Raw genomic sequence first — 25,279 nt, 5'->3', positions numbered from 1 at the left:
CGAGGGCTGCGACGATGGGCTCCGCCAGTCCTCTCCGCCCGAGCCCGTGAAAGGCGACCGACCCCGCCGTGTACTCCCTCCTCCTGGCGATCATCTACGTCGCCTTCGTCAGCCTCGGGCTTCCCGACTCCCTCGTCGGCGCCGGCTGGCCCGTCATGCACGCCGACCTCGGCGTCCCCGTCGCGTTCGCCGGCATCATCACCATGATCATCGCCGGCGGGACGATCCTCTCGAGCCTGGCGTCGGAGCGAGTGACGCGGCGGTTCGGTGCCGGCGTCGTCACCGCCGTCAGCGTCGGGCTGACCGCCGCCGCGCTCGTGGGGTTCTCCGTCTCGGGCTCGTTCTGGCTGCTGTGCCTGTGGGCGATCCCCTACGGGCTGGGGGCGGGCGCGGTGGACGCCGCGCTCAACAACTTCGTGGCCCTGCACTACGCGGCGCGGCACATGAACTGGCTGCACAGCTTCTGGGGCGTCGGGGCGTCGATCAGCCCGTTCATCATGAGCTACGCCCTCACCTCGGGCCTGGGCTGGTCCAGCGCCTACCGCGTCGTCGGCGTCGCGCAGGCCGTGCTCACGGCCGTGCTGATCCTCAGCATCCCGCTCTGGAGGAAGGTCCGGCCCACGCCGGCGGCGGAGCACGACGCCGCGGAGCCGCCGGGCGGCGGCTCCCACGTGCCGCTCACGCAGGCGCTGCGGATCCCCGGCGTGCTCCTGATCCTGGCGGCCTTCTTCGCCTACTGCGCGCTCGAGAGCACCGCGATCCTGTGGGCGTCGACCTACCTGGTCACCGACCGCGGCGTGGACTCCGCCACGGCGGCCGCGTTCGCCTCCCTCTTCCTCCTCGGCATCACGGCCGGGCGGTTCCTCGCCGGCTTCGTCGCCGACCGCATCGGCGACAAGCTCCTGATCCGCGGCGGCTTCGCCGTGGTCGGCGTCGGCGTCCTGCTGGTCGCGCTGCCCGTCGCCACGCCGGTGCCCGCCCTAGTCGGCCTCGTGGTCGCAGGGCTCGGGTGCGCGCCGGTCTACCCGGCGATCATCCACTCCACCCCGGCCAACTTCGGTGCCCGCAGCTCCCAGGCGATCATCGGGATCCAGATGGCCGCGGCGTACACGGGCTCGACGCTCGCCCCGCCCGCCTTCGGCGCGCTCTCGACCTGGGCGGGGGCCTGGATCTTCCCCCTGTTCCTCGCGGTGCTCGTCGCCCTGGGACTGGTCATGTCCGAGCGGCTCAACCGGCTCGTCGCCCGGCGGTCGCGGGTCGACGATCTCGTCGCCCGTCCTTGAGCGGGCCTGCCGAACAGGCGGTTGACACCGCTATGGGCGCGATTCGCGTCCCATAACGGTGTCAACCGCCTGTTCGGCACCCCGGGTCCGGAGCGGGTAGAGCCAGAAGCAGACGAACGCCAGCACGGCGAGGACCACCGGCACGCCGCCGATCAGCAGGCGCATGCCGGTGGCCACCTGCGGCACCTGCGTCGCCGCGCCCTCGACATAGCCGCTCGCGGCCAGCATGCCCGCCACGACCACCGCCTGCACCACCACGGAACCGCGCACCACGAAGCCGTTGGCGCCGAAGTACATGCCCTCGCGGCGCATCCCGGTGCGGCGCTCGTCGTCGTCGATCACCTGTCCGAGGGCCACCTCCAGCACCTGCATGAGGCCGGCCACGCCCAGGCCCACCGCCAGGCCGGCCGCGGCCCCGCCCAGCACGGTGGTGGGCAGCAGGTACAGGCAGGTCGCGAGCCCGTAGACCGCGACGACGGCGAGCATCGTGGTGCGCGGACCGAGCCGGCGCACCACCCACGACCAGCCCCAGATCGCGGGGATGGCGGCCACGAAGATCGGCGCCAGCAGCAGCGTCGCGTCGGCGTCCGTGCCGCCCACGGTGTACTTCACGTAGAACGGGATGCCGGCCAGCAGCACCGACGTGGTGCTCTGCAGCAGCAACGACCCCAGCACGTACGTGACGAACGCGCGGTTGGCGAACGTGTACCGCAGCTGGTCGCGCAGCCCGACGGCGGACTCGCGGGCGCGCACCGCGTCGTCGGCGTCGCGCTCCACCATGCCCAGCAGCGACCAGGCGAAGAACGCGGCGCACACCACGGCGAGCGCCACGCCCATGCCCGCCCAGCCGATCGCGTCGTAGAGCAGCGGGGCCCCCGCCGTGCCGAGGATCATCCCCACCAGCGCGAAGAGCTGCCGGGGCGCGTTGCCGCGCGCCCGCTCCGCCGTCGTGCGGAAGATCTCCGGGAACAGCGCGGACACGTTGAGCACGACCGCCACGTACGCGACGTCGAACACCGCGACGACGAGCAGGAACCACACCACGAGCCCCGCGGCGGGCAACGCGGGCGGCGCCCACACCAGCGCGAACGCCACGACGAGCGGCACGATCCCCAGCACGATCCACGGCACCCGGCGGCCCCAGCGGGTGCGGCGCCGGTCGGAGGCCGCGCCCACCACCGGGTTGAGCACCGCGTTGAGGATGCCGTGCGCCACCATCGCGCCCGCGACCCACCCGGCGGGCACCCCCAGGTGGTCGACGTAGAAGAACACGACGAACGCGGAGAACGTCTGCAGCATGAGGTTCGCCGGGAACGCCGACGCGCCGTAGGCGACGGCCTGGGCGCGCGTCGGGGCGCCGTCGAGCCGCCGGTCGCGCAGCCGCGCGAGCACGCCCGAGCCGGTCGCGGTGTCGCTCACCGCTCGCCCCGCTGCACCGTCTCGCCCCGCTGCACCGCGCGCAGGTCGCGCCAGCCGACGCGGACCAGCCCCTCGTCCGCGATCACGGCGGCCACGTCCGGGTCGCGCAGCAGCCGCTCCTCGTACCCGCGCTTGGGCGCGGCGTAGTCGACGGCGTCGGAGAGCTCGTCGCCCTGGAGCATCGGGTGCAGGAAGATCTCCGTGACCCCCGGCCGCACGCGGCGCAGCAGGTCGAGGAAGCCCGCCTTCACGGACTCGTAGTCCTCCGCGTCGGGCGTCCCCTCCCCCGCCAGCTCGAACGGGTGCGTCCACAGGCGGTCGAGGATGACGACGCCCGCCGCGTCGGCGGCCGCGGTCGCGGCGTCGAGGATCTCCTGCGAGCCCGGCGCCTCCGGGTCGGCGCCCATCGCCTCCAGCCCGTCCAGGGAGCGCGGCAGCCGGAACGGCAGGCCGCGCTCGGCCGCGAGCCGGAGCACCTGCGGCAGGAACGTGCGCCCCGTCGCCAGCCCGTAGACCGAGCCCATGTGGTTGTCCAGGTGGGTCACGTCGACGCCCGCCGCGAGGGCGGCGTCGAGCTGCGCCGCGAGCTCGGCCGCGACGTCCTCGTCCCGCGCCTGGCGCTCCACGACGTCGACCGTCGCGGGGAAGTACCCGGCGTCGTCCACCAGCGACGTGCCCACGCCCGTGAGCGGGCGCCACCGGTAGCGGGTCCACTCGCTGGTGAGCACCAGGTGCACGCCGACGTCCAGGCCCGGGTCGGCCGCGGCCCTCGCGAGCGCGTCCGGCGCCCACGGGCACGGCACCATGACGGTGCTCGAGTCGAGGTGCCCGTCGGCCAGCAGCGGCAGGATCGCGCGGTTGGCGGCCCGGCACATGCCCAGGTCGTCGGCGTTGAGGACGATCGCTCGGGCGTCGGGGGCGAGGCCGAGGCGGGCGGTGAGGTCGGACGGCGGCGCGTCGGCCGCGCTCACCGGGACGCCCCGTCGGCCGCCGCGGCGGCCTCGGCCACGTCGTCGGCCAGCCGGGCGCGCAGCGCCTCGCCGGCCGCGTACGCGGCGCCCAGCACGGCGCCGTCCGCGCCGAGGGGCGACGCGTCGACGTGCACGGGCAGGACGCCGATGCGGTCGCGCAGGTAGGTGGCGACCCGGGCGTGGATCGCGGGGCGCGCGGCCTCGTCCGCGAGGACGAAGGCCTCCGGGTCGAGCACGATGGCCAGCGACGCGATGATGACGCCGACGCGTCGCGCCAGCTCCGCGACCACCTCGTCCGCCACGCCGTCGCCCGCCTCCGCGCGGTCGATCAGCTCGCGGACCGTGACGTCCTCCGGCAGGTCGTGGTCCTTCGCCAGCGCCGCGATCGCGGCGTCGCCCAGCACCTGCTCGCCCAGCGCATGGCCCGGCTGGGGCAGGAACGCCACCTCCCCGGCGATGCCCGCCGCGCCCCGGTGCAGGCGACCGTCGAGCACGATGCCCGCGCCGAAGCCCGCGCCGAAGGAGACCGTGACGAACGACGACCGGCCGCGCCCGGCGCCGCGGTGCTGCTCGGCGACGGCGGCCAGGTTCACGTCGTTGTCCAGCGTCACCGGGCATCCGAGGGCGTCCACCAGCGCGTCGTGCAGCGCCGTCCCGCCCTTCTCGTAGCCGGGAACGTGCAGCACGGTGGTGTGGTCGGCGCCCACGACGGCGGGGAACGCGACGACGGCGCGGCTCACCTCCACCTGGCGGCCCGGCTCGAGGCGCGCCTGCACGTCCTCGCGGCAGGAGTTCGCCAGCACGGCCGCGGCGCGCGCCCGCGCCACCGGGGTGCGCTGCACGTCGCGCCGCTCGGCGCGCGCCCGGACGGCGCCCGTCGCGTCCACCAGGGCGACCCGCACCCGGTCCCGGGCGACGTCCACGCCGAGCCCGAACGCGGCGTCGGGGTCGGGCCGGAACCGTCCCTCGCCGCCGTCGTCCGCGGTCGCGCCGCTCGCCCGGAGCGCCGCGAGCGCGTCCGCGACCGTCGCACGCGGCAGCCCGGTCGCCGCGGCCGCGGAGGCCTCGTCGCCCGGGCCGTCCGACACCAGCGTGTCGAGCACCTCGAGGACGTCGGACCCGCGCAGCGGGCCGGGGGTTCCGGTGTCAGGGGTGGTGCGCATCTGGCCTCCGTCGGGGCGGTCCGGGGCGCGTTCGCCCCGGCGCTGTGAGCCTAGCCACGCCCCCGCGAGGTTGTCGACGCGGCGCGTCCCCGCTGCTCAGATGCCAGATCGACGAACTGTCCGGGGATGCTCAGGACGGGGCGTTCTCGTGCGAGCGGCCGATGCCGCGCACCGCGTCCACCGCGCCCCGCACCCGGCGCGCGTTGACCGCGAGCACGACGTCCCGGTACTGGCCGGCCCGGTGCAGCTGGCCCTTGAGGTCGTTCGACGACGGGCGGTGCTTGAGGTCGCACGGCACCTCGACGGCCACGTACCCCTGCCGCAGCAGGTCGATCGTCATGCCGGTCTCCACGCCCCAGCCGTGCGCCAGCGGCGTCGCCGCCTCGAACGCCTCGCGCGTGAGGCAGCGCATGCCGGACAGCGGCTGGCTCGGGCTCCACCCGGTGAGGTGCTGGATGGCGCGCCGCGCCGTGCCGACGACGATGCCGCGGCCGCCGGCCCCCGTCTGCTTCGGCAGGAGGGCGATCGCGAGGTCGGCCACGCCCTCGCGCACCGGGGCGACGAGCGGTGCCGTGTTCACGGCCGTGTCGCCGAGGTCGCCGTCCACGAACAGCAGGAGGCGCGGGGCGCGACCATCGGCGTCGCGCATCGCGACGACCGCGGCGCCGGTCTCCATCGCGGCCGCCTTGCCGCGGTTGTGCGAGTGCCGCACGACGACGGCGCCGGCGTCGCGCGCCACGTGCTGCGTGTCGTCGGTGGAGCCGTCGTCGACCACGAGGACGAGGTCGACGTGCGGGATCGCGCGGGCCGAGCGCACGGTCGCGGCGATGCGCGCGGACTCGTCCTTGGCGGGGATGATCACCGCGACGCGCTGCGGGTTGCGACGCCCCTGGGCCACCGGCGGCCGCGGCGTCTTCGCGACCGGCAGTGCGCCGACGCGGGTGGCGACGGACGTGCCGCCACCGCCGTTGCCCTCGCGGCCTTCGTGGCCGGCGACGCGGTTCCGCTCGCCGGCGTCGTCCTGGCTGGTGGACACCTCAGCGCCCGTGCGGGTCGCCCCGTGGTCCGTGTTCACGACTCCCTGCCTGTTGGGTGGATCTCGCCCGTGTCGGCCGGCGCGCGGCCGGCGTGCTGTGCGGTGTCCCCTTGGGGGAATCACCGGGGTTCAGAAGAGCAATCTTTTCCCGAGAAACTGTACTCCCCCGGAACGCCCGACCTCGGGTCAAGAAACGGTGTCGACCGGGACGTGCCGTGAAGATCGTGCGGAGCCCGCGACGTCGCGGGACCGCCGGGCGACCGAGGCCGCCGGACGGCGCCGCGTCAGCGCAGCGTCACCTGTCGGGAGACGATACCGGCCCGGGCCCGGCGCTCGTTCGCGTCGAGCGGGTCCGTGATCGCGAGCGCGTCGTCGAGGCGGCGCGCGAGCTCCGCCACCGGCTCCTCCAGCTCCGCCGCCTCCGTGCCGCGCGGCAGCTCCCACACCGGCACGACGAGCCCGCAGGCGCGGAACATCCCGAGGAACTTGCCGCCGGCAAGACCGGACTCGCGGCGGGCGTGCAGCCGCGCGATCGCGTCGACGACGGCGTCCTCGTCCTCCGTGCGCGCCCAGCGCAGGAACTCCCGCGACATGCGGCACCAGTACGCCGCCGGTACGGACGCCAGCTTCACGGTCGGGATCGACGCCTCGGCCGCCTCCTCGAGGGACTCGCGGATCTCGTCCGTCATCTCGGTGCCGGCGTCGATCCAGTAGTCGTAGCCGTCGTGCACGGTCACCTCGAACGGCACGTCGAGGTCGAGCACGTCCTGCAGGCGCGGGTCGCCGTCCTGGGGCGCGGGGAGCTCCTCGGGCAGCACGCCCGTGCCGGGCTCCGCCGCGAGCGCCGCGAGCAGGGCGGCGGCGAGGTCGCGGCTGAGGTCGTCGGACGCGCCCATGCCGTGCAGCGCGAGCAGCACCGTGCCGTCCTCGCGGTGCAGCGCGCACCACCCGCCCGGCAGGACGGTGGTGACGGTGACGTCGCGCGCGCCGTGCTCCGCCGTCGTCCGCGCCGTCGCCGTGGCGGACGGCACCACCTCGCGCAGCGCGACCCAGTCCGCCTCCCCGGGAAGACCCTCGAACGGACGCAGGACGGGGGTGGTCGCAGAGCTCTTGGCCATGCCCGCGATCCTATCCGGCCCGCACGCCCCGCCGAGGTAGTCCCGATCTCCGCGAGGAAGTCCAGGTCTCCGCGAGGTAGTCCAGGTCTCCGCGAGGTAGTCCAGGTCTCCGCGAGGTAGTTCGAACTACTTCGCGCAGATGTGGACTACCTCGGCCGGGCTCGAACTACCTCGCGGAGACCTGAACTACCTCGGCCGGGCTCGAACTACCTCGCGGAGATCTGAACTACCTCGGCAGGATCTGAACTACCTCGCGGGCGGCGTGGGTACGGTGGCCGGATGGAGCCGTGGCGCCGCCTGGTGGCGGACTACCGGTCGGGCACCGCGTCGGGCCTCGCCCACGACGACGCGGTCGACGCGCGCGAGGCCCCGGGGCTCGACGGCGCGCGGGACGGCTGGCTCGCGGCCACGCTGCCGGCGCTGGACCTGGCGCTCGGGTCCGTCGCGGCGCTGTGCTCGGCCGCCGCGCGGGCGGGTGCCACCGGGCCGGTCGTGGAGCGCGGCCCGTCGCCGGCGCGCGTCGCGGCGTCGTTCGGCTCCGACCGGCTGCTGCGGCTCGACGGCCGGCCGGTGCCCGGGTTCGCGCCGCTGTCCGGCTTCTTCCGCGCCCAGGACGGCTGGGTGCGCACGCACGCCAACTACCCGCACCACCGGGCGCGGCTGCTGCACCTGCTCGGCCTGCCCGACGGCACCGACCGCGACGGCCTCGCCGCCCGCCTCGCCGACACGCCGGCCGCACCCCTCGAGGACGACGCCGCCGCGGCGGGCGCGATCGTCGTCCGCGTGCGGGGCGAGGCGGAGTGGCGCGGGTCCGACCCGGGCCGGGCGGCGCACGACGGTCCCCTCGTGCGGCTCCGGGCGCGGGACGACGTCGCCCCCGAGCGCGTCGCCCTGCCCGGCGGCCCGGCGCCGCTGGCCGGCGTGCGGGTGCTCGACCTGACGCGCGTCATCGCCGGGCCTGTCGCCACCCGGGCGCTGGCCGCGCTCGGCGCGGACGTGCTGCGCGTGGACCCGCCCGTGCCCGCCGAGATCCGCCACCAGCACCTCGACGTCGGGCAGGGCAAGCGCAGCACGCTGCTCGACCTGCACGACGCCGGCGACCGCGAGCGCGCGCAGGCCCTGCTCGACGAGGCCGACGTGCTGGTGACCGGCTACCGCCCGGGCGCGCTCGAGGCGTTCGAGCTGCGCCCGCCCTCCGGGGCCGTCGTCGCGCGCGTCTCCGCCTGGGGCGACGACGGCCCCTGGGCGCACCGGCGCGGCTTCGATTCGATCGTGCAGGCGGCGTCGGGCGTGGCGCTCCTCGAGTCCGCGGACGGCGACTCCCCGGGCGCACTGCCCGCGCAGGCGCTCGACCACGCGACCGGCTACCTGCTCGCCGCCGGTGTCGTGGACGCGCTGGCCGCGCGCGACGCCGACGGCCGCGGGCGCGACGTCTCGGCGGCGCTGGCCCGCACCGCCGCCTGGCTGCTGGACGCCGACGGGCGGGATCCCGGGCACCCGCCGGCCGCCGCACCAGGACCGGAGGCGGTCGTGAGCCACGGCCACCGACCGCGCGTCACGACCGCACGCCCCGCGCTGCCCGGCCACGACGACCACCCGGAACCCGCGCACCCGTGGGGCAGCGACCACGCGGGCTGGGCGACGTCGACCTGAGGACGCCGCTCGCCGAGGGGCGCCGCCGGGTGCGAAGCGCGCGCGCCTCTGGTCTGATCGGATCGTCTGATCGGACTGACCCGGCGCGCACCGCCCGGGCGACGAGAGGGGTCGGCGATGGCGGTCGTGACACGGGGGTTCGGGGGCCGGCGCCCCGAGCCGGAGCACGACATCCCGCCGGGGCAGTTCGTCACGGGCGACTTCCCGGTGCTGTCGGCGGGGCCGACACCGAACGTCGACGAGTCGCGCTGGGAGCTCACCGTCCGCACCGAGACGGGCGAGGGCACCTCGTGGACGTGGGAGCAGCTCATGGCGCTGCCCGCGGAGGACGTCGAGACCGACATCCACTGCGTGACGCACTGGTCCAAGCTCGGCACGACGTGGCGCGGCGTCTCCCTCGACACGCTGCTGGCCGACGTCGAGACCAGTGCGGAGTTCGTCATGGCGCGCTCCTACGGCGGGTACACCACGAACCTGCCGCTGCAGGACCTGCTGGACGGGCAGGCGTGGGTGGCGTTCGAGTTCGAGGGCGAGCCCCTGGAGCCGGTGCACGGCGGCCCGGCACGGCTGCTGGTGCCGCACCTGTACTTCTGGAAGAGCGCGAAGTGGTTGCGCGGCCTGGACCTCATGGACGACGAGGACCTGGGCTTCTGGGAGCAGAACGGGTACCACGCCTACGGCGACCCCTGGCTCGAGCAGCGGTACGCGTGAGCTGGCACGTCGCGACCGTGGTCGGCGCGCGACCGCTGACGCGCACAGCGCGCGCCCTGACCCTGGCGGTGCCGGGCTTCGCGGGGGCGCTGCCGGGCCAGCACGTCGACGTGCGGCTGACGGCGCCGGACGGATACCAGGCCACCCGCGCCTACTCGCTGGCCCAGACCGGCGTCGACGAGCGCGTCGACCTCGTGGTGGACGAGGTGCCAGGCGGCGAGGTGTCCCCCTACCTGGTACGCGACGCGCGGCCGGGCGACCAGCTCGAGGTGCGCGGGCCGCTCGGCGGGTACTTCGTGTGGCACGACGGCGACACCGCCCCGGTGCTGCTCGTGGCCGGCGGCTCCGGCGTCGTGCCGTTCCTCGCGATGCTGCGCGCCCGCCGCGAGGCCGGACGCCGGGCACCGTTCCGGCTCGTGTGCTCCGTGCGCACGCCCGCCGACGCGATCGAGCGCGGCGAGGTCGACACCCCCGACCGGGGGCTCGACGTGCGCTGGGTCTTCACCCGCGAGGCGCCGCCCGGCTGGCCCGCGCCGCCGCGCCGGATCACGACCGACGACCTGACCGCCCCCGGCTTCGGGCCCGACGACGGCACCGCCGTGTTCGTCTGCGGCCCCACCGGCTTCGTGGAGGCGGCCGCCGGCCTGCTCACCGGCCTCGGGCACCCGCCCGACCGGGTCCGCACCGAGCGCTTCGGAGGTGCCTGATGACGACGCCCGACGCGGCCGTTCCCGTGCCCGTCCTCGACGGGTCGGCCCTGGCCGGCGCGCTGAGCGAGGTCTACGTCTTCGACGCCACCCGCGCCGTGGTGCGGTGCGCGACCTGCGGCCACACCGACGTCCTCGCCCGCACCACCGTGCACCTGTCCGCCATGGGCGGCGTCGTGCGCTGCGCGACCTGCGCCGCCGTCCTGCTCGTCGTCGTCGAACGCCCCGACGGCACCCGCGTGTCGGCGTCCGGCGCCGCCTGGGTGCAGGCCCCACCCCGCTGAGCCCGTCGATCTGAGAGTCCTACCGCCCGCTCACAGGTGGTCGAGCCACTGCAGCACGGCGCCCTCGCGCAGCGCCCACGGGCAGATCTCGACCTCGTCGACGCCGAGGGCGCGCATGGTCTCCTCCGCCACGACCGCGCCGCCGACGATCTGGTAGGTGCGCTCCGGCGTCACGCCCGGCAGCGCGGTGCGCCCCTCGGCGGTGAGCCGGGCGAGGCGCGGCACCCAGTCCGCGAGCTGGGCGAGGCGCAGCCGCCAGCGGTCGTCCGGGCCCACCGCCTCCACCTGCATGCCCGCCAGGCGCGCGAGGGAGCGGAACGTCTTCGACGTCGCGACCACGTGGTCGGGGGCGGGCACGGTGGCCAGCCGGTCGACGACGGGCGCCAGCAGCGCGCGGGCGTGCACCCGAAGGGCCTGCACCTGCTCGGCCGGCGGCGGGTCGTCGGGCAGGTACTCGCGCGTGGTCCGGCCGGCGCCGAGCGGCACGGACGCCGCGAGGTCCGGCTCCTCGTCGACGCCGGACGCGATCTCCAGCGACCCGCCTCCGACGTCGAGCACCAGCAGCCGGCCGGCGGCCCACCCGTGCCAGCGGCGGGCGGCGAGGAACGTCAGCCGGGCCTCGTCCTCGCCGGACAGCACCACCACCTCGCGACCCACCCGGGCCGCGATCTGGGCGAGCACCGCGGCGCCGTTCGCGGCGTCCCGCAGCGCGGAGGTCGCCATCGGCAGCAGCTCGTCGACGGCGGACTCGCGCGCGACGGCCAGGACGTCGTCGACCGCCGCCAGCATGGCCCGCTCGCCCTCGGCGGACAGCGCGCCGTCGGCGTCCAGGTAGCGCATGAGCCGCACGGTGATCTTGCGCTCCGCGTGCGGCACGGGGCGGACGCCGTACCGCGCGTCCAGCACGAGCAGGTGCACCGTGTTGGAGCCGATGTCGATGACGCCGAGCCGTGGCGCCCGCGGCGGGGTCGTGCCTGCGCTGCTCATGGGAGCCGAGCGTAGCGCCGGGCGCGGGGCCGGGAGCACGAACGCCGGTCGAGCCTGTCGAGACCTCCGACGGGTCTCGACAGGCTCGACCGGCGAGCGGGGCGCCTCGAGGGCGCGAGCGTCAGGAGAGGGCCTTCGCCTTGAGGCGCTCGTACTCCTCGGGCGTGATCGTGCCCTCGTCGAGCAGCTTCTTCGCCGAGGCGATGTGGTCGGCCGGGGAACCCGCGACCTCCCGGATGTAGGCGTCGGTGCCGGCCTTCGCGTCCTTGACCGCCGCGAGCTGCCGCTCGGACATGCCGCGGCCGCGGGCGATGAGGTAGACGAGGGCGGTGAGCAGCGGGATGAAGATCAGGAAGATCACCCACACCGCCTTCCACCAGCCCGACAGCTCCCGGTCGCGGAAGAGGTCGGTCAGGATCTGGAACAGCACCATCAGATAGGCGACGAACAGGAAGATCCAGACGAGGTACCAGAAGAAGTCCCAGAAGGTGTCCATGCTCAGCGTGTCCTTTCGAGGCAGTCACGACCTTCGGAGGTCGTCCGGCGGCGGACCGTTGCCCGCGCTCGGAACGCTAGTGGCGACATGCCGGACGCGCGCGTCGAAACGGGGTGATCTAGGCCCCGACCCGGCGAACCGGTCGCTCCGGGAGGTTCGCGACAGCCGGGACGCTCAGCGGTCGACGGCGCGCTCGGCGTCGGCGACGAGCTCCTCGGCGCCCGCCACGACCGCGGCCTCCTCGGCCCGCGCCCGGGCCAGCGCGTCGGCACGCACCGCCACGATCTCGCCGTGCAGGGCGGCGTGCACGCGCTTGCGGACGTCGCGCGCGATGGCGTCGACGTCGGCCTCGTCCGGCGTCTCGCCGCGGGCCGCGAGCTCCGTGGCGAGGCGGTCGACCGCCGTGTCGACCTCCTGACGCACCCGCTCCTCGGCGGCGTCGAACAGCGCGACGACGGCGGCGTCCGCGGCACGGCCGAGGCGGGTCTCCTCGAAGTCCGCGGCGGCGTCGTCCACGATCCGGCGCGCCCGGTCGACGACGTCCGCGGCGGTGGCCGGGGCGTGCGCCTTGAGCGTGCCCAGGTCGTAGAGCAGCACGCCCTCGACGTCGGCCACGCGCGGGTCGACGTCGCGGTGCAGCGCGAGGTCCAGCACCACCAGGGGGCGCGGCTCCGGCTCCTCACCCGCGGCGACCGCGGCCCGCTCGCGGGAGCGCACCACCGCGGCGGCGTCGAGCACGTACTCCAGGGACGCCTCGGCGGGAATCGCTGGTTGAGCCTGTCGAGACCCGGAGGTGGTCTCGACAGGCTCGACCGACGCGACGGTCGGTGCCGGGCGACGCCCGCGCGCGCCCGAGCAGGACACCACCAGGTCGGCGTCGGCGAGCGCCGCGACGAGGTCGTCGACGGGCTCGACGTCGTGCCCCTCGGCGAACGCCTCGGCGCGGCCGGAGCGCGAGTAGACCCGCACGTCGTCGCCGCCGCGGGCCCGCAGGGCCGCCACCGACGCCCCCGCGTACGAGCCGGTGCCGATGAGCACCGTCCGCACGCCGCGCCACGACCCGTCCTGCTCCACGGCCCGGCCGTGCGTCAGGTCCCGGCCGGCGAGGTCCAGACCGAGCGACACGACCGACCGCCCGGCGGCGCCGAGCTCCGTCCGCGTCCCGACGCGCTTGGACGTGCGCGACGCCGTCTGGAACAGCAGCTCGAGGGTCTTGGACGTGGTGCCGTCCTCGCGGGCCTCCGCCAGGGCGCGCTTCACCTGCCCGGCGATCTCGCGCTCCCCCACGACCATCGAGTCCAGGCCCGCGGCCACGGTGAACAGGTGCGAGGTGACCTCCGGCCCGGTGCGGACCGTGAAGGAGTCGGCGGCGACGTCCTCGGACACGCCGGAGCTGGCGGCGACGAGCGCCGCGACGTGCCGCGTCGCATGCCGGAGGGCGTCGCCCTGCAGCGGCGCGTCGATGTCCAGGTAGAGCTCGAACCGGTTGCACGTGGAGATCACGACCGAGCCCTGCACGGGCCCGCACGAACCGACGGCGACGCGCCCCACGGAGCCGGATCCGGTGGACAGCCGCTCGAGCGCGTCCAGGTCCAGCTCGCGGTGCGAGGCGGTGAGGGAGAGGAGTACCACAGTGGCTCCACTTTAAGAGGGCCGAAGAGGCGGGGCAGAATCATGGACCGTGACATCCCCCACGATCCCGGCCGAGACACCGTCGGCGCCGAGCCAGCTGCCCGCCGACCACCCCCTGGTCGACGGCCGGACGACGCACGCCCCGCTGGTGCGTGCCCTGCGGGGCGACCGTCCGGACGTGACGCCCGTGTGGTTCATGCGGCAGGCGGGCCGGTCCCTGCCCGAGTACCGCGAGGTCCGTCAGGGGGTAGGGATGCTCGACTCCTGCCTCCGGCCACCGCTCGCCGCGGAAATCACCCTCCAGCCCGTGCGACGCCACCACGTGGACGCCGCCGTCTTCTTCAGCGACATCGTCGTCCCGCTGCGCCTCGCGGGCGTGGACGTCGACATCAAGCCCGGCGTCGGGCCGGTCATGGACCAGCCGTACCGGACGGCCCCGGACGTCGAGCGGCTCACGTCGCGCACGCTGGACGACGGCGCCCTCGCGCCGATCGCGGAGGCCGTGCGGCTGACGGTGGCCGAGCTCGGCGACGTGCCGCTGCTGGGCTTCGGCGGCGCGCCGTTCACGCTCGCCGCCTACCTGGTCGAGGGCCGCCCGTCGCGCGACCACCTCGCCGCCCGCACCCTCATGCACGCCGACCCCGAGACGTGGGCCCGCCTCACCGCCTGGACGGCGGAGCTCACCGGCCGCTTCCTGCGCGCCCAGGTGCTCGCCGGCGCGTCCGCCGTGCAGCTCTTCGACTCCTGGGCCGGGTCCCTGGCGCTCGCCGACTACACCGCGCACGTGGCGCCGTCGTCGACCGCCGCGCTCGCGCACGTCGCCGACCTGCGCGTGCCGGGCCGGTCGCCCGAGGGCGACGACGACGGGCTGGCCGCGATCCACTTCGGCACCGGCACGGGGCACCTGCTGCCCGCCCTGCGCGACGTGCTCGACGCCGCCGGGGTCGCGCACCCGGCCGTCGGCGTCGACTACCGCACGCCGCTCGACGAGGCCGCCGCCCTGCTCGCCGACCACCCGCGCGGGCCCGTGCCCGTGCAGGGCAACATCGACCCGGCGCTGCTGGGCGCCCCGTGGCCGGTGCTCGAGGCGCACGTGCGCGACGTCGTCGCCCGCGGCCAGGCCGCGCCCGGGCACGTCGTCAACCTGGGCCACGGCGTGCCGCCGGACACCGACCCCACCGTGCTGACGCGCGTCGTCGAGCTGGTGCACTCGCTGTGACGCCGCTCCCGCCGCTCGGCGCCCCCGCCCACGTGCCCTCGGGCCGGCCCGCACGGCCGCCCGAGCACGTGGACGCGGTCGTCGTGGGCGGCGGGATCGGCGGGCTCGTCGCGGCCCGCACCCTGGTGCATCGCGGGCTGCAGGTGGTACTGCTCGAGGCGTCCGACCGCGTGGGCGGCCCGGTGCGCGGCGGCGCGTTCGGCTCGCTGCCCGTACGGCTCGACCTCGGCGCCGAGTCGTTCGCGGCGCGCGGCACCGCCGTCACCGACCTGGCCGAGGAGCTCGGGCTGGACGTCGTGAGCCCGGCGGCGCTGTCCGCCTGGGGGTACGCGGCCGGTCGCGCGTTCCCGCTGCCGAAGGCGGGCGTGCTCGGCATCCCCTCGCTGCCGTGGGCGCCCGACGTGCGGCGCGCGATCGGCTGGCCCGGCGTCGCGCGGGCCGCGCTCGACCGCGTGCTGCCGCGGTTCGTCGCCGACACCACCGACCTCGGCACGCTGGTGCGCTCCCGGCTCGGGCGGCGCGTCGCCGAGCGGCTCGTGGCGCCCGTCGCCACGGGCGTGCACTCCGCGCCCCTGGACCGCCTCGACGTCGCCGCCGTCGCGCCCGGGCTGCTCGACGCCTTCGCCCGCACCGGGTCGCTGTCGCGCGCCGTCGGCGAGCTGCGGGCGGCCGCGCCCGCCGGGTCCGCCGTGCGCGGGATCGACGGCGGCATCCACGCGATCGTCGAGGCGCTCACGGGCGAGGTCGCCGCGAGCGCCGAGGAGTTCGCCGACTCCCCACGCACCGACGCGACCGGTCCGATCCACGCCGCCGTGCGCGTGGGGCAGCAGGTCGACGGCGTGGAACGGGTCGGCGCCGACTGGCAGGTGACCACCACCGTGGGCGACACCGTGCGCGCGCCGCGGCTGGTCGTGACGACGCCGCAGCTCGCGCCGCTGCTGGCGCCGTGGGTGACGGAACCGGGCGCGGAGAGCCCCGGCGGCGTCCGCGTGCCGACGCCCGAGCGGGGCGCCGACATCTGGCTCGCGACGCTCCTGCTCGACGCGCCCGAGCTCGACGACGCCCCCCGCGGCTCCGGGCTCCTCGTCGCGCCCGACGCCGACGGCACCTCGGGGTCCACGACCGGGGTGCGCGCCAAGGCGCTGACGCACGCGACGGCGAAGTGGCCGTGGCTCGCCGACCGCGTCCGCGCCGCCGCCGGGCCGGGAGCGCACGTCGTGCGGCTGTCGTACGGCCGGATCGGCACCACGACCGAGCCGCCGACGGCCGACGAGGCCGCCCGCGACGCGTCCGCCCTGCTCGGCGTCGACCTCACCGACCGCGTCCGTGACCACCTGCTGCAGCGCTGGGACGGCTCCCTCCCCCCGCCCACGCCCGCCTACCGTGCCGAGGTCACCGCGTTCACCGCCGCCGTCGGCCACACCCCGGGGCTGGCCGTCACCGGCGGCTGGATCGCGGGCACCGGCCTCGCGGCGATCGTCACGCACGCGCAGGCCGCCGTCGCCGCCCTCTGACGCCCCGCGAGGTAGTTCCGGATCCCGCGAGGTAGCTCCGGGCTGCGCGAGGTAGTTCATCTGCGCGCGAGGTGGTTCCGGAACTACCTCGCGGGATGTGGAACTACCTCGCGGGATGTGGAACTACCTCGGCAGGGTTCGGACTACCTCGCGGGATGGTGGTGACGCATCGTCATGACCTCACGTCACGACGTCGGGCAGAACCGTGTGAGATCGGCCTCCCGACCCGGCCGAAGTTGTCCACAGGCGGCAGCGCTGCGCGACACTGGACAGGTGAGCACCCCCGAGACCGCCCCCGCCCCGCTGCGCCTCGGTACCCGCGGCAGCGCCCTCGCGACGACGCAGTCCGGCCTGGTCGCGCGCCGGCTGGAGGAGCTGCTGGGCCGCCCGGTCGAGCTGGTGCGCATCCGCACGGAGGGCGACGTCAAGACCGGCTCGCTCGCCTCCCTCGGCGGCACGGGCGTCTTCGTCACCGCGCTGCGCGAGGCGCTGCTCGACGGGCGCTGCGACGTCGCCGTGCACTCCCTCAAGGACCTGCCGACGGCGCAGCCGGACGACCTCACGATCGTCACCCCCGAGCGGGAGGACCCGCGCGACGCGCTGTGCGCCCGCGACGGCCTCACCCTCGACACGCTCCCCCGCGGCGCCCGCGTCGGCACGGGCTCCCCGCGCCGCGCAGCGCAGGTGCAGGCCGCACGCCCCGACGTCGAGCTGGTGGACATCCGCGGCAACGTCGAGACGCGGCTGGCCCGCGCGCTCGGCCCGGACGCCGACCTGGACGCCGTCGTCCTCGCGCTCGCCGGGCTGACCCGCCTCGGCCGCACCGCGGTGGTCTCGCAGGCGCTCGACCCGGTCGTCGTGGCCCCCGCCCCCGGGCAGGGCGCGCTCGCCGTCGAGGCCCGCACCGCCGACCTGGCCCCCGGCACCGCCCTGGCCGACGCGTTCGCCGCGCTCGACCACCGCCCCACGCGGCTCGCCGTGCTGGCCGAGCGCGCGGTGCTGGCGCGGCTCGAGGCCGGCTGCGCCGCCCCCGTCGGCGCGCACGCCCGCGTCGAGGCGGGCGAGCTGCAGCTCACGGCCGTCGTCGCGCGCGTCGACGGGACGGAGCAGCTCACGCACAGCGCGTCGGCGGCCCTCGCCGCGGACGGCACCTCCCTCGACCCGGCCGCGCAGGACGACGCCGCGACCGCGCTGGGCGTCCGGGTGGCGGAGTCGCTGCTCGCCGACGGCGCGGCCCGCCTCGCGCCGCTGGTCGGCGGCACGGGCGAGCCCCGCACCGGGGAGGACGACGACGTCGCGCCGCGCACGGACGTCGAGCCGCTGCACGCGCCCGTCGGCACCGACGACCCGGAGGGCGCGTGAGCCCCGACGCCTCCCAGGACGCCCCGGCGAGGTCCGTGCTCGTGGCGCGGGCCCCGGGCCGCGGCGCCGGCCTCGCGGCGCGCCTGCAGGACGCCGGGTTGGACGTCGTCGTCGCGCCGGTGATCGAGCGCGCCCCGGCGGACGACCTCGCCCCGCTCGACGCCGCCGCCCGCGGCCTGGTCGGCGGGGCCTACGCGTGGGCGGTCGCGACCAGCGTGAACGCCGTCGACGCCCTGGCCGACGCCGCCGCCCGGACCGGCACCCGCCTCGCGGAGGCCCGCACCCGGTGGGCCGCCGTCGGCCCGGCGACCGCCCGCGCGCTCGAGGCCACCGGCGTCACGACCGACCTCGTGCCCGACGACGCGACCGCCGCCGGGCTGGTCGCGGCGTTCCCCGACCCGGCCGTCACCGACCCCGAGACGCCCGCCGTGCTGCTGCCGCTCGGGGACCTCGCCCGCCCCACCCTCGACGAGGGCCTGTCCGCCCGCGGCTGGGTGCCGCAGGTCGTGACCGCGTACCGCACGGTGCGCCACGACCTGCCGCCCGACGTCGCGGCGCGCGCCCGCGCGGGCGGGTTCGACGTCGTCGTGGTGTCCTCCGGCTCGGTGGCGCGCGAGATCGCCGCCCAGGCCGGCACGGGCACCCCCGTCGTCGCCATCGGCGGCCCGTCCGCCGACGCCGCGCGCGACGCCGGCCTGCGCGTCGCCGCCGTCGCGGCCCGGCCCACGGACGACGCGCTCGCCGCCGCCGTCGAGCGGGCGCTGTCGGAGCTTGACCCACCAGATCCTCGGCCCACGGGAGACCACCGTGCGCCGGACACCTCAGCGAAGGAGCACCCGTGAGCACCTCGGGCAGCACGTCCGGAATCGTGTACCGCCCCCGCCGCCTGCGCACCACGCCGCGCATGCGGCGGCTGGCCGCCGAGACCCGCCTGCACGCGGCGGACCTCGTGCTGCCGCTGTTCGTCAAGGAGGGGCTGGCCGAGCCCGCGCCGATCACGTCGATGCCGGGCCAGGTGCAGCACTCCGAGGCCTCGCTGCGCGACGCCGTCGCCGACGCGGCCCGCGCCGGCCTGGGCGGCGTGATGCTCTTCGGCATCCCCGCGGAGCGCGACGCGACCGGCACCGCCGGCGACGACCCGGACGGGATCCTGCAGCGCGGCATCCGGATCGCCCGCGAGGCCGTCGCCGCCGTGGAGGCCGACACGGGCCGCCCGGGCCCGGTCGTCATGGCCGACACCTGCCTCGACGAGTTCACCGACCACGGCCACTGCGGCGTGCTCACCGCGGACGGCACCGTGGACAACGACGCCACCCTCGACCGGTACGCGGCGATGGCCGTGGCACAGGCGCGGGCGGGCGCGGAGGTCGTGGCGCCGTCCGGGATGATGGACGGCCAGGTCGCGGTCATCCGCGACGCGCTCGACGACGCCGGCTTCGAGCAGGTGAGCATCCTCGCCTACAGCGCCAAGTACGCCAGCGCGTTCTACGGCCCGTTCCGCGAGGCCGTCGACAGCGCCCTGCAGGGCGACCGCCGCACGTACCAGATGGACGCCGCCAACGCCCGCGAGGGCCTGCGCGAGGCCGACCTCGACCTCGCCGAGGGCGCGGACATGGTCATGGTGAAGCCGGCCGGGACGTCGCTCGACGTGCTGCGCGGGGTCGCGGACCGCTCCGACGTGCCCGTCGCGGCGTACCAGGTCAGCGGCGAGTACGCGATGATCGAGGCGGCCGCGGCGCACGGCTGGATCGACCGGAAGGGCGCCGTGCTCGAGTCCGTGCTCGCCATCAAGCGCGCCGGCGCGGACGTCGTCCTCACCTACTGGGCCAACGAGATCGCGGAGTGGATCAAGTGACCGGAACGACCCTCGACAACCACGCCGCGTTCCTGCGCGCCCAGGCCGCCATCCCCGGCGGCGTGAACTCGCCCGTGCGGGCGTACGGCTCGGTGGGCGGCGACCCGCGGTTCCTGGCGAGCGCCCGCGGCCCGTACGTCACCGACGTCGCCGGGCGCGAGTACGTGGACCTCGTCTGCTCGTGGGGCCCGGCCCTGCTGGGCCACGCGCACCCCGAGGTCGTGGCGGCCGTGCAGGACGCCGCCGCGCGCGGCCTGTCCTTCGGCGCGCCCACCGTCGCCGAGGTCGAGCTCGCGGAGGAGATCCGCCGTCGGGTGCCCGTCGCCGAGCGCGTCCGCCTGGTGTCCACCGGCACCGAGGCGACGATGACGGCGATCCGGCTGGCGCGCGGCGTCACCGGGCGCCCGCTGGTGGTGAAGTTCGCCGGCTGCTACCACGGCCACGTCGACGCGCTGCTGGCCGAGGCCGGGTCGGGCGTCGCGACGCTCGCCATGCCGGGCACCGCCGGCGTCACCGAGGCGTCGGCCGCGGAGACACTCGTGCTGCCGTACAACGACCTGGCCGCCGTCGAGGCGGCGTTCGCCCAGCGCGGCTCGCAGATCGCGGCCGTCATCACCGAGGCCAGCCCCGCCAACATGGGCGTCGTGCCGCCCGCCGAGGGCTTCAACGAGGGCCTGCGGCGCATCACCCGCGAGCACGGCGCCCTGATGATCATGGACGAGGTGCTCACCGGCTTCCGCGTGGGCCCGTCCGGCTGGTGGGGGCTGGAGAACGGCCGCATCCGGGCCGAGGGCGGCGAGGGGTACACGCCCGACCTGCTCACCTTCGGCAAGGTCGTGGGCGGCGGCATGCCCGTGGCGGGCCTCGGCGGCCCGGCGGCGATCATGGACCAGCTCGCCCCGACCGGTCCCGTCTACCAGGCGGGCACGCTGTCCGGGAACCCGGTGGCCGTGGCCGCCGGCCTCACCACGCTGCGCCTGGCCGACGACGCCGTGTACGCGCGGGTGGACGCCGTCGCGGACGCGATCGCCACGGCGCTCGGCGACGCCCTGTCGGCCGAGGGCGTGGAGCACCGCGTGCAGCGCGCCGGATCGCTGTTCTCGACGTTCTTCGGGCCGCTCGCCGCGGAGCACGGGGTGCGCGACTACGCGCAGGCCCAGGCGCAAGAGGCTTTCCGCTACCGCGCCCTGTTCCACGCGCTGCTCGACGCCGGCGTCAACCTGCCGCCGTCGGTCTTCGAGGCGTGGTTCGTCTCCGCCGCGCACGACGACGCCGCCGTGAACCGCATCCTCGACGCCCTGCCCGCGGGCGCGAAGGCCGCCGCCGCGGCGACCCCGTGACCGGGCGGACCGCCCTGCTGGTGATCGATCTCCAGGTCGGGGTCCTCGACGGGTGCCTCGATGCCGACGGCGTGGTGCACCGGACGGCGGCCCTCGTGGACCGCGCACGCTCCGAGGGGGTGCCGGTGATCTGGGTGCAGGACCACGGCGGCCTCCCGGAGGGCTCGCCGGGCTGGCAGCTGGCACCGCCGCTCGCGCGGGCGCCGGGCGAGCCGCTCGTGCGCAAGACCTACCGCGACTCGTTCGCCGGCACGGACCTGGCGGAGCGGCTGGACGACGTCGGCGCCACCCGGCTCGTCGTGGCCGGGGCACAGTCGGACTACTGCATCCGGACCACCACGCAGGCCGCCGCGGCACGCGGCCTCGACGTCACGCTCGTCAGCGACGCCCACACGACGACGGACGCCGAGTGGGAGGGCGTCGTCGTCCCCGCCGAGCACATCGTGGCGCACACGACCATGTACTTCTCCGGCCTGCGCTACCCCGGCGGGCAGCACGGCGTCGCGCCGCACGACAGCGTCGTGCTGACCGCCTGACGACGGCCCGCGCTTCCCGACGTCAGGGAGCGAGGGCCTTGTCGACGGTGCGCACCAGCATCGGGACGACGTCGCGCCGCGCCGCCTGCCCCTCGCGCAGCGTGGCCCACGCGAGGTAGAGCTGCGCCCACACGACGCCCACCGCCCACTCGACGTCGAGCTCGCGGTCGATGCTGCCCTCACGGTGCCCCCGCGCCACGAGCGCGGCGAGCGGGGCCGCGCCCTGGCCGTCGAGGACCGCGTCGGGGACGACGCCGGTGAACAGCAGCGTGAGCAGGTCGCCCAGCAGCAGGTACTCGGGGCACAGCCGCAGCAGCGCCTCCCGCGCGTCCCCCTCCTCGAGCCGCGCCCGCGCCTGCGCGTCGGTCAGCCGGGCGACCGTCTCGGTCGCGACGGCGTCGAGCAGCGCGGCACGGTCGGGGAAGTACCGGTGGAGGGTGGTGCGGCCGACGCCGGCGGCGTCGGCGATCTGCCCGAGCGAGGTCGCGGCGTCGCGCGCGAGCTCCCGGACCGCAGCCTCGACGATCGCGCGCCGGGTGCGCGCGCGGGCCCTCGTCTCCGCCCCGTGCACCTCCGTCATGTCGCGAACGCTACACCTGGGAATGGTTAACTGCTTGACCATGTTGGAACAGCAATGTTCCACTTTGGAGCCGACCGCCCCGCCGCGACGTCGTCAACAAAGGTTGACGAATTGAGGAGCGTCAACCATGGTTGACAGCATGGCCGCCACCGAGACCTCTCCCCCTCCCGAGCGCTCCGGCCGCGAGCGCCTGCGCATCCTGCTCGGCTTCGTCCGCCCGCACCGCCGCACCCTCGCGCTCGGGCTGGTGCTCGGGCTGCTCGCCACGGCGATGAGCCTCGCCACCCCGATGGTCACCAAGTGGGTGCTCGACACCCTCTCGACAGGCACGTCGATGGGCGGGCCGGTGGCCTGGCTCGTCGGCCTGATGATCCTCGGCTCGGTGGTCGGGCTGTTCCAGTGGATCCTGCTGGGGCGCCTCGCGGAGGACGTCGTCTACGAGGCCCGGTCGTCGATCGTCACGCGCTACCTGCGGGCCAAGGTCGGCGCCATCACCTCGAAGCCGGCGGGCGAGCTCGTCACGCGCGTCACCTCCGACACCCTGCTGCTGCGCGAGGCGACGTCGAACAGCCTGGTCAGCCTCGTCAACGGGTTCATCTCCCTGGTCGGCACGCTCGTCCTCATGGCGGTGCTCGACCTCACGCTGCTGGCCTCGACGGTGGTGGCGATCGTCGTCGTCGCCGTCGCGATGGGGCTGCTGCTGCCGGGCATCGGCAAGGCGCAGCACCGCACGCAGGAGGCGGTGGGCCGCCTGGGCGGCGCCGTCGAGGGCGCGGTGCGCGCGGTACGCACGGTCAAGGCCAGCGGCGCCGAGGAGCGGCAGGGCCGGAAGATCCTCGGCGACGCGCAGGAGGCGCGGAAGCATGCGGTGACGGCGGTGAAGACCGAGGCCGTCGCCTGGACGGTCTCGTGGGGCGGCATCCAGCTCGCGATCATCGTCATCCTCGGGCTGGGCGCCTGGCGCGTCTCTCAGGACTTGCTGGCCGTCTCCAGCCTGGTCGCGTTCCTGCTCTACGCGTTCAACATCGTCGGCCCGATCTCCGAGCTCACGCAGGCGTTCACCACGCTGCAGTCGGGCCTCGCCGCCGCGGAGCGGATCCGCGAGGTCGAGACGATGGAGCTCGAGGAGGACGACGCCGCCCGGCCCGCCGTGGCTCCGGGCGCCACGGCGGACGACCGGCACGCGGGCGGCCCCGTCCTCGTGCTCGACGGCGTCACGGCGGGCTACGCAGAGGGCTCCCCGGTGGTGCACGACGTCTCGCTCGAGGTACCGCGGCGCGGGCACGTCGCCCTGGTGGGCCCGTCCGGGGCGGGCAAGACGACGCTGCTGTCGCTGCTGCTGCGGTTCCTCGAGCCGACGTCGGGCGAGCTGCGGCTCGACGGCACGCCGTACCGCAGACTGACCCACGCCCAGGTGCGCGCCCGCTTCGCCTACGTGGAGCAGGAGACGCCGGTCGTGCCCGGGACCATCCGCGAGAACCTGCTGTTCAGCCGTCCGGACGCCACCGACGCGCAGGTCCGCGAGGTGCTCGAGGCGGTGCGCCTCGCCGCCGACCTGGACGCCCTGCCCGACGGGCTGGACACCTCGCTCGTGTCGTCCGCCGTCTCCGGCGGGCAGCGGCAGCGCATCGCCCTGGCCCGGGCGCTGCTCAAGGAGCCGGACGTGCTGCTGCTCGACGAGGCGACGTCCCAGGTCGACGGCCTCACGGAGGCGGCGATCCACGACGCGATCCGCGCGCACACGCGGCACGGCGCCGTCGTCACCGTCGCGCACCGGCTGTCCACCGTGCTCGACGCCGACCAGATCCTCGTCATGGAGGGCGGCCGGGTCCGCGCGAGCGGCACGCACGAGGAGCTGCACGCCACCGACGAGCTGTACCGCGACCTCGTCGCGGCGCTGCGCATCGCCGTCGACGCGGAGCCGGCGGACAGCCCGTCGACGGCGCCCGCCACCGCCTGACCCCCACCTGCCTTCCAGCAAGCGATCTCTCGCGCCACGGGACCGGATGACGCGAGAGATCGCTTGCTGGAAGGCAGGGCCGGGGTGAGCCCCCGCCCCCGTCGACCTGACCAGCCGCGATACCCCGATGTATGCGCAGTCACTATCGTGGGACCGCTCGCACACCCGTGCGGGCGACGCAGGATGTCAAGGAGTTCCGGTGGCGAAGGCCCCCACGGTGTACGACGTCGCGCAGCGCGCGGGGGTCTCGATCGCGACCGTCTCGCGGGTGCTGCGACGCCCCGACGACGTGCGCGAGCGGACCCGCACGGTGGTGCACGAGGCGATCCGCGAGCTCGGCTACGTGCCGTCCGGCGCGGCCCGGGGCCTGGCGGCGCGCTCGACGGGCGTGCTCGGCCTGTGCTTCCCGGACGTCGACGGCATCGACGAGGCCGCCGACCTGCCCGACCCGGTGCGGGTGGGCGAGGCCGTCGAGGTGGTGCGCGACGTCGGCGGGCCGGTCACCGCCCGGTGGAGCAACCTCTACCTCGGCGAGGTGATGCGTGGCGCGGAGCTCGAGGCGTGGCGCACCGGCCACGCGGTGATGATCGGCGTCGCGCGCGGGCTGCGCCGCGCCCAGGCGGTCAACGAGCTCGCGGGCCGCGTGGACGGGCTCGCGGTGCTGTCGAAGTCGGTCCCCGACGACCTGTTGGCGCACATCGCCCGCCGCGTGCCCGTCGTCGTCATGGCCGGCCCGCCGCAGGACGACGACTACGACCACATCTCGGTGGACAACCGCGCGGGCACGCGCGCGCTCGTCGACCACCTGATCGCCGACCACGGCATCCGCGACCTCGCGTTCGTGGGCGGCCCGTTCGACTCCCCCGACGCGCACGAGCGCTTCCAGGGCTTCCGCGACGCGCTGACCACGGCCGGGCTCGAGGCCCCCGACGAGCCGGCCGCCCGCAGCGACTTCACGCGGGCCGGCGCGCGCGACCTCGCCCGCACGATGCTCGAGGCGCACGTGACCGGGCGCGGGACGGGCGCCACGGGCCGCGCGCTCCCCCGCGCGCTGGTCTGCTCGAACGACCAGACGGCGCTCGGCTTCCTCGACGTGCTCACCGAGGCGGGCGTGGACGTCCCGGGCGAGGTCGTGCTGACCGGCTTCGACGGCATCGACGCCACGCAGGCCTCGATCCCGCGGCTCACCACGGTGAGCCAGCCGATGGTCGAGCTGGGCCGGGCCGCGGTCGAGCTGCTGCGCACGCGGCTGGGCGACCCGTCGGCCCCGCCGGCGACGGTGAACCTGCCCGTGCGGGTGCTGCTGCGCGAGAGCTGCGGCTGCTCGTGACCGCCTCCGCCCGGGAGCCTCTCGGACCGCGCCCGGGCCCTTGGCCACACGGTTTGCCGCTCCGAAATGTATGCGCATACACTCGCCGGGACGTCGCACGCCGACCCCGGCGTGCGCGGGCCC

General features: G+C 76.0%; 23 protein-coding genes. 14 read left to right on the top strand and 9 right to left on the bottom strand.

Going from position 1 to position 25,279, the window contains the following annotated elements:
• The first annotated feature begins 68 nt into the window (after positions 1-68).
• Positions 69-1,283: an MFS transporter gene (locus AAG589_RS20775; RefSeq protein WP_430569196.1), complete on the top strand. Its 1,215-nt coding sequence runs from the start codon at positions 69-71 to the stop codon at positions 1,281-1,283.
• A gap of 30 nt (positions 1,284-1,313) precedes the next feature.
• Here AAG589_RS20775 and AAG589_RS20770 read toward each other — a convergent pair whose 3' ends face one another.
• The 5 genes from AAG589_RS20770 to AAG589_RS20750 all read right to left on the bottom strand — a co-directional run bounded on the left by AAG589_RS20770 (position 1,314) and on the right by AAG589_RS20750 (position 6,990).
• Positions 1,314-2,702 carry an MFS transporter gene (locus tag AAG589_RS20770; RefSeq protein ID WP_430569195.1) on the bottom strand — a complete coding sequence of 463 codons (1,389 nt, stop codon included), beginning with the start codon at positions 2,700-2,702 and terminating at the stop codon, positions 1,314-1,316.
• Positions 2,699-3,673, bottom strand: a complete 975-nt coding sequence (locus tag AAG589_RS20765) for a ChbG/HpnK family deacetylase (RefSeq protein WP_430569194.1) — start codon at positions 3,671-3,673, stop codon at positions 2,699-2,701. Before AAG589_RS20765 ends, AAG589_RS20770 begins: the two co-directional genes overlap by 4 nt.
• Positions 3,670-4,836: an ROK family protein gene (locus AAG589_RS20760; RefSeq protein ID WP_430569193.1), complete on the bottom strand. Its 1,167-nt coding sequence runs from the start codon at positions 4,834-4,836 to the stop codon at positions 3,670-3,672. Before AAG589_RS20760 ends, AAG589_RS20765 begins: the two co-directional genes overlap by 4 nt.
• A 130-nt stretch (positions 4,837-4,966) precedes the next feature.
• Positions 4,967-5,764: a glycosyltransferase family 2 protein gene (locus AAG589_RS20755; RefSeq protein ID WP_430569229.1), complete on the bottom strand. Its 798-nt coding sequence runs from the start codon at positions 5,762-5,764 to the stop codon at positions 4,967-4,969.
• A gap of 392 nt (positions 5,765-6,156) precedes the next feature.
• Positions 6,157-6,990, bottom strand: coding sequence for a DUF5926 family protein (locus AAG589_RS20750; RefSeq protein ID WP_430569192.1), 834 nt, complete (start codon positions 6,988-6,990; stop codon positions 6,157-6,159).
• Between the two features lie 279 nt (positions 6,991-7,269).
• Between AAG589_RS20750 and AAG589_RS20745 the strand changes: the two genes are divergently transcribed.
• The 4 genes from AAG589_RS20745 (at position 7,270) to AAG589_RS20730 (ending at position 10,345) form a co-directional block, all read left to right on the top strand.
• The gene (locus AAG589_RS20745; protein WP_430569191.1) at positions 7,270-8,643 is read left to right on the top strand and encodes a CoA transferase; all 1,374 of its coding nucleotides are present in this window, start codon (positions 7,270-7,272) and stop codon (positions 8,641-8,643) included.
• Positions 8,644-8,760: 117 nt separating this feature from the next.
• Entirely contained in the window at positions 8,761-9,354 is a 594-nt protein-coding gene (locus AAG589_RS20740; protein ID WP_430569190.1) for a sulfite oxidase-like oxidoreductase, read from the top strand.
• Positions 9,351-10,061: an FAD-binding oxidoreductase gene (locus AAG589_RS20735; RefSeq protein WP_430569189.1), complete on the top strand. Its 711-nt coding sequence runs from the start codon at positions 9,351-9,353 to the stop codon at positions 10,059-10,061. The genes AAG589_RS20740 and AAG589_RS20735 overlap by 4 nt, the downstream gene beginning before the upstream one ends.
• A complete protein-coding gene (locus AAG589_RS20730) occupies positions 10,061-10,345 on the top strand; it encodes a DUF6510 family protein (RefSeq protein ID WP_430569188.1) in 285 nt (94 codons plus the stop codon). The genes AAG589_RS20735 and AAG589_RS20730 overlap by 1 nt, the downstream gene beginning before the upstream one ends.
• 30 nt (positions 10,346-10,375) lie before the next feature.
• Here the strand turns inward: AAG589_RS20730 and AAG589_RS20725 are convergent, their stop codons facing one another.
• The 3 genes from AAG589_RS20725 to AAG589_RS20715 form a co-directional block, all read right to left on the bottom strand.
• Entirely contained in the window at positions 10,376-11,332 is a 957-nt protein-coding gene (locus AAG589_RS20725; RefSeq protein ID WP_430569187.1) for a Ppx/GppA phosphatase family protein, read from the bottom strand.
• A 121-nt stretch (positions 11,333-11,453) separates the two neighbouring features.
• The gene (locus AAG589_RS20720) at positions 11,454-11,828 is read right to left on the bottom strand and encodes an SHOCT domain-containing protein (protein ID WP_430569186.1); all 375 of its coding nucleotides are present in this window, start codon (positions 11,826-11,828) and stop codon (positions 11,454-11,456) included.
• A gap of 174 nt (positions 11,829-12,002) precedes the next feature.
• The gene (locus tag AAG589_RS20715) at positions 12,003-13,460 is read right to left on the bottom strand and encodes a glutamyl-tRNA reductase (protein ID WP_430569185.1); all 1,458 of its coding nucleotides are present in this window, start codon (positions 13,458-13,460) and stop codon (positions 12,003-12,005) included.
• A 49-nt stretch (positions 13,461-13,509) separates the two neighbouring features.
• On the opposite strand from AAG589_RS20715, the gene hemE reads away from it, so the two are divergent.
• The 7 genes from hemE (at position 13,510) to AAG589_RS20680 (ending at position 21,286) form a co-directional block, all read left to right on the top strand.
• Entirely contained in the window at positions 13,510-14,679 is a 1,170-nt protein-coding gene (hemE, locus tag AAG589_RS20710) for a uroporphyrinogen decarboxylase (RefSeq protein WP_430569184.1), read from the top strand.
• Positions 14,676-16,193 (top strand): protoporphyrinogen/coproporphyrinogen oxidase, encoded by a 1,518-nt coding sequence (locus tag AAG589_RS20705; RefSeq protein WP_430569183.1) that lies wholly within the window; start codon positions 14,676-14,678, stop codon positions 16,191-16,193. Before hemE ends, AAG589_RS20705 begins: the two co-directional genes overlap by 4 nt.
• Positions 16,194-16,466: 273 nt before the next feature.
• A complete protein-coding gene (hemC, locus tag AAG589_RS20700; protein WP_430569182.1) occupies positions 16,467-17,555 on the top strand; it encodes a hydroxymethylbilane synthase in 1,089 nt (362 codons plus the stop codon).
• Complete coding sequence (locus tag AAG589_RS20695; RefSeq protein WP_430569181.1) at positions 17,552-18,397, top strand: uroporphyrinogen-III synthase; 846 nt, start codon at positions 17,552-17,554, stop codon at positions 18,395-18,397. Before hemC ends, AAG589_RS20695 begins: the two co-directional genes overlap by 4 nt.
• A 62-nt stretch (positions 18,398-18,459) precedes the next feature.
• Entirely contained in the window at positions 18,460-19,410 is a 951-nt protein-coding gene (gene hemB, locus AAG589_RS20690; protein ID WP_430569228.1) for a porphobilinogen synthase, read from the top strand.
• Entirely contained in the window at positions 19,398-20,750 is a 1,353-nt protein-coding gene (hemL, locus tag AAG589_RS20685) for a glutamate-1-semialdehyde 2,1-aminomutase (protein WP_430569180.1), read from the top strand. Before hemB ends, hemL begins: the two co-directional genes overlap by 13 nt.
• The gene (locus AAG589_RS20680; RefSeq protein WP_430569179.1) at positions 20,747-21,286 is read left to right on the top strand and encodes a cysteine hydrolase family protein; all 540 of its coding nucleotides are present in this window, start codon (positions 20,747-20,749) and stop codon (positions 21,284-21,286) included. The genes hemL and AAG589_RS20680 overlap by 4 nt, the downstream gene beginning before the upstream one ends.
• A 22-nt stretch (positions 21,287-21,308) precedes the next feature.
• On the opposite strand, the gene AAG589_RS20675 is transcribed toward AAG589_RS20680, so the two are convergent.
• The gene (locus AAG589_RS20675; protein ID WP_430569178.1) at positions 21,309-21,866 is read right to left on the bottom strand and encodes a TetR/AcrR family transcriptional regulator; all 558 of its coding nucleotides are present in this window, start codon (positions 21,864-21,866) and stop codon (positions 21,309-21,311) included.
• A gap of 127 nt (positions 21,867-21,993) precedes the next feature.
• Here AAG589_RS20675 and AAG589_RS20670 point away from each other — a divergent pair, with 127 nt between their 5' ends.
• Both AAG589_RS20670 and AAG589_RS20665 read left to right on the top strand, forming a co-directional pair.
• Complete coding sequence (locus AAG589_RS20670; protein ID WP_430569177.1) at positions 21,994-23,826, top strand: ABC transporter ATP-binding protein; 1,833 nt, start codon at positions 21,994-21,996, stop codon at positions 23,824-23,826.
• 199 nt (positions 23,827-24,025) lie between these two features.
• Positions 24,026-25,156 (top strand): LacI family DNA-binding transcriptional regulator, encoded by a 1,131-nt coding sequence (locus tag AAG589_RS20665; protein ID WP_430569176.1) that lies wholly within the window; start codon positions 24,026-24,028, stop codon positions 25,154-25,156.
• Positions 25,157-25,279 lie beyond the last annotated feature (123 nt).

This window comes from Isoptericola sp. F-RaC21 (assembly GCF_038593535.1).
In the GTDB taxonomy this organism is placed as follows: Bacteria; Actinomycetota; Actinomycetes; order Actinomycetales; family Cellulomonadaceae; genus Isoptericola.
This window is presented reverse-complemented; position numbering and strand designations above follow the sequence as displayed.

Excerpts from the sequence above, each read along its gene's own strand:
- AAG589_RS20760 (WP_430569193.1), bottom strand. The coding sequence starts at position 4,836 with ATGCGCACCACCCCTGACACCGGAACCCCCGGCCCGCTGCGCGGGTCC.
- AAG589_RS20750 (WP_430569192.1), bottom strand. The coding sequence starts at position 6,990 with ATGGCCAAGAGCTCTGCGACCACCCCCGTCCTGCGTCCGTTCGAGGGT.
- AAG589_RS20745 (WP_430569191.1), top strand. The coding sequence starts at position 7,270 with ATGGAGCCGTGGCGCCGCCTGGTGGCGGACTACCGGTCGGGCACCGCG.
- AAG589_RS20740 (WP_430569190.1), top strand. The coding sequence starts at position 8,761 with ATGGCGGTCGTGACACGGGGGTTCGGGGGCCGGCGCCCCGAGCCGGAG.
- AAG589_RS20730 (WP_430569188.1), top strand. The coding sequence starts at position 10,061 with ATGACGACGCCCGACGCGGCCGTTCCCGTGCCCGTCCTCGACGGGTCG.
- AAG589_RS20725 (WP_430569187.1), bottom strand. The coding sequence starts at position 11,332 with ATGAGCAGCGCAGGCACGACCCCGCCGCGGGCGCCACGGCTCGGCGTC.
- AAG589_RS20720 (WP_430569186.1), bottom strand. The coding sequence starts at position 11,828 with ATGGACACCTTCTGGGACTTCTTCTGGTACCTCGTCTGGATCTTCCTG.
- hemB (WP_430569228.1), top strand. The coding sequence starts at position 18,460 with ATGCGGCGGCTGGCCGCCGAGACCCGCCTGCACGCGGCGGACCTCGTG.
- AAG589_RS20675 (WP_430569178.1), bottom strand. The coding sequence starts at position 21,866 with ATGACGGAGGTGCACGGGGCGGAGACGAGGGCCCGCGCGCGCACCCGG.
- AAG589_RS20670 (WP_430569177.1), top strand. The coding sequence starts at position 21,994 with ATGGTTGACAGCATGGCCGCCACCGAGACCTCTCCCCCTCCCGAGCGC.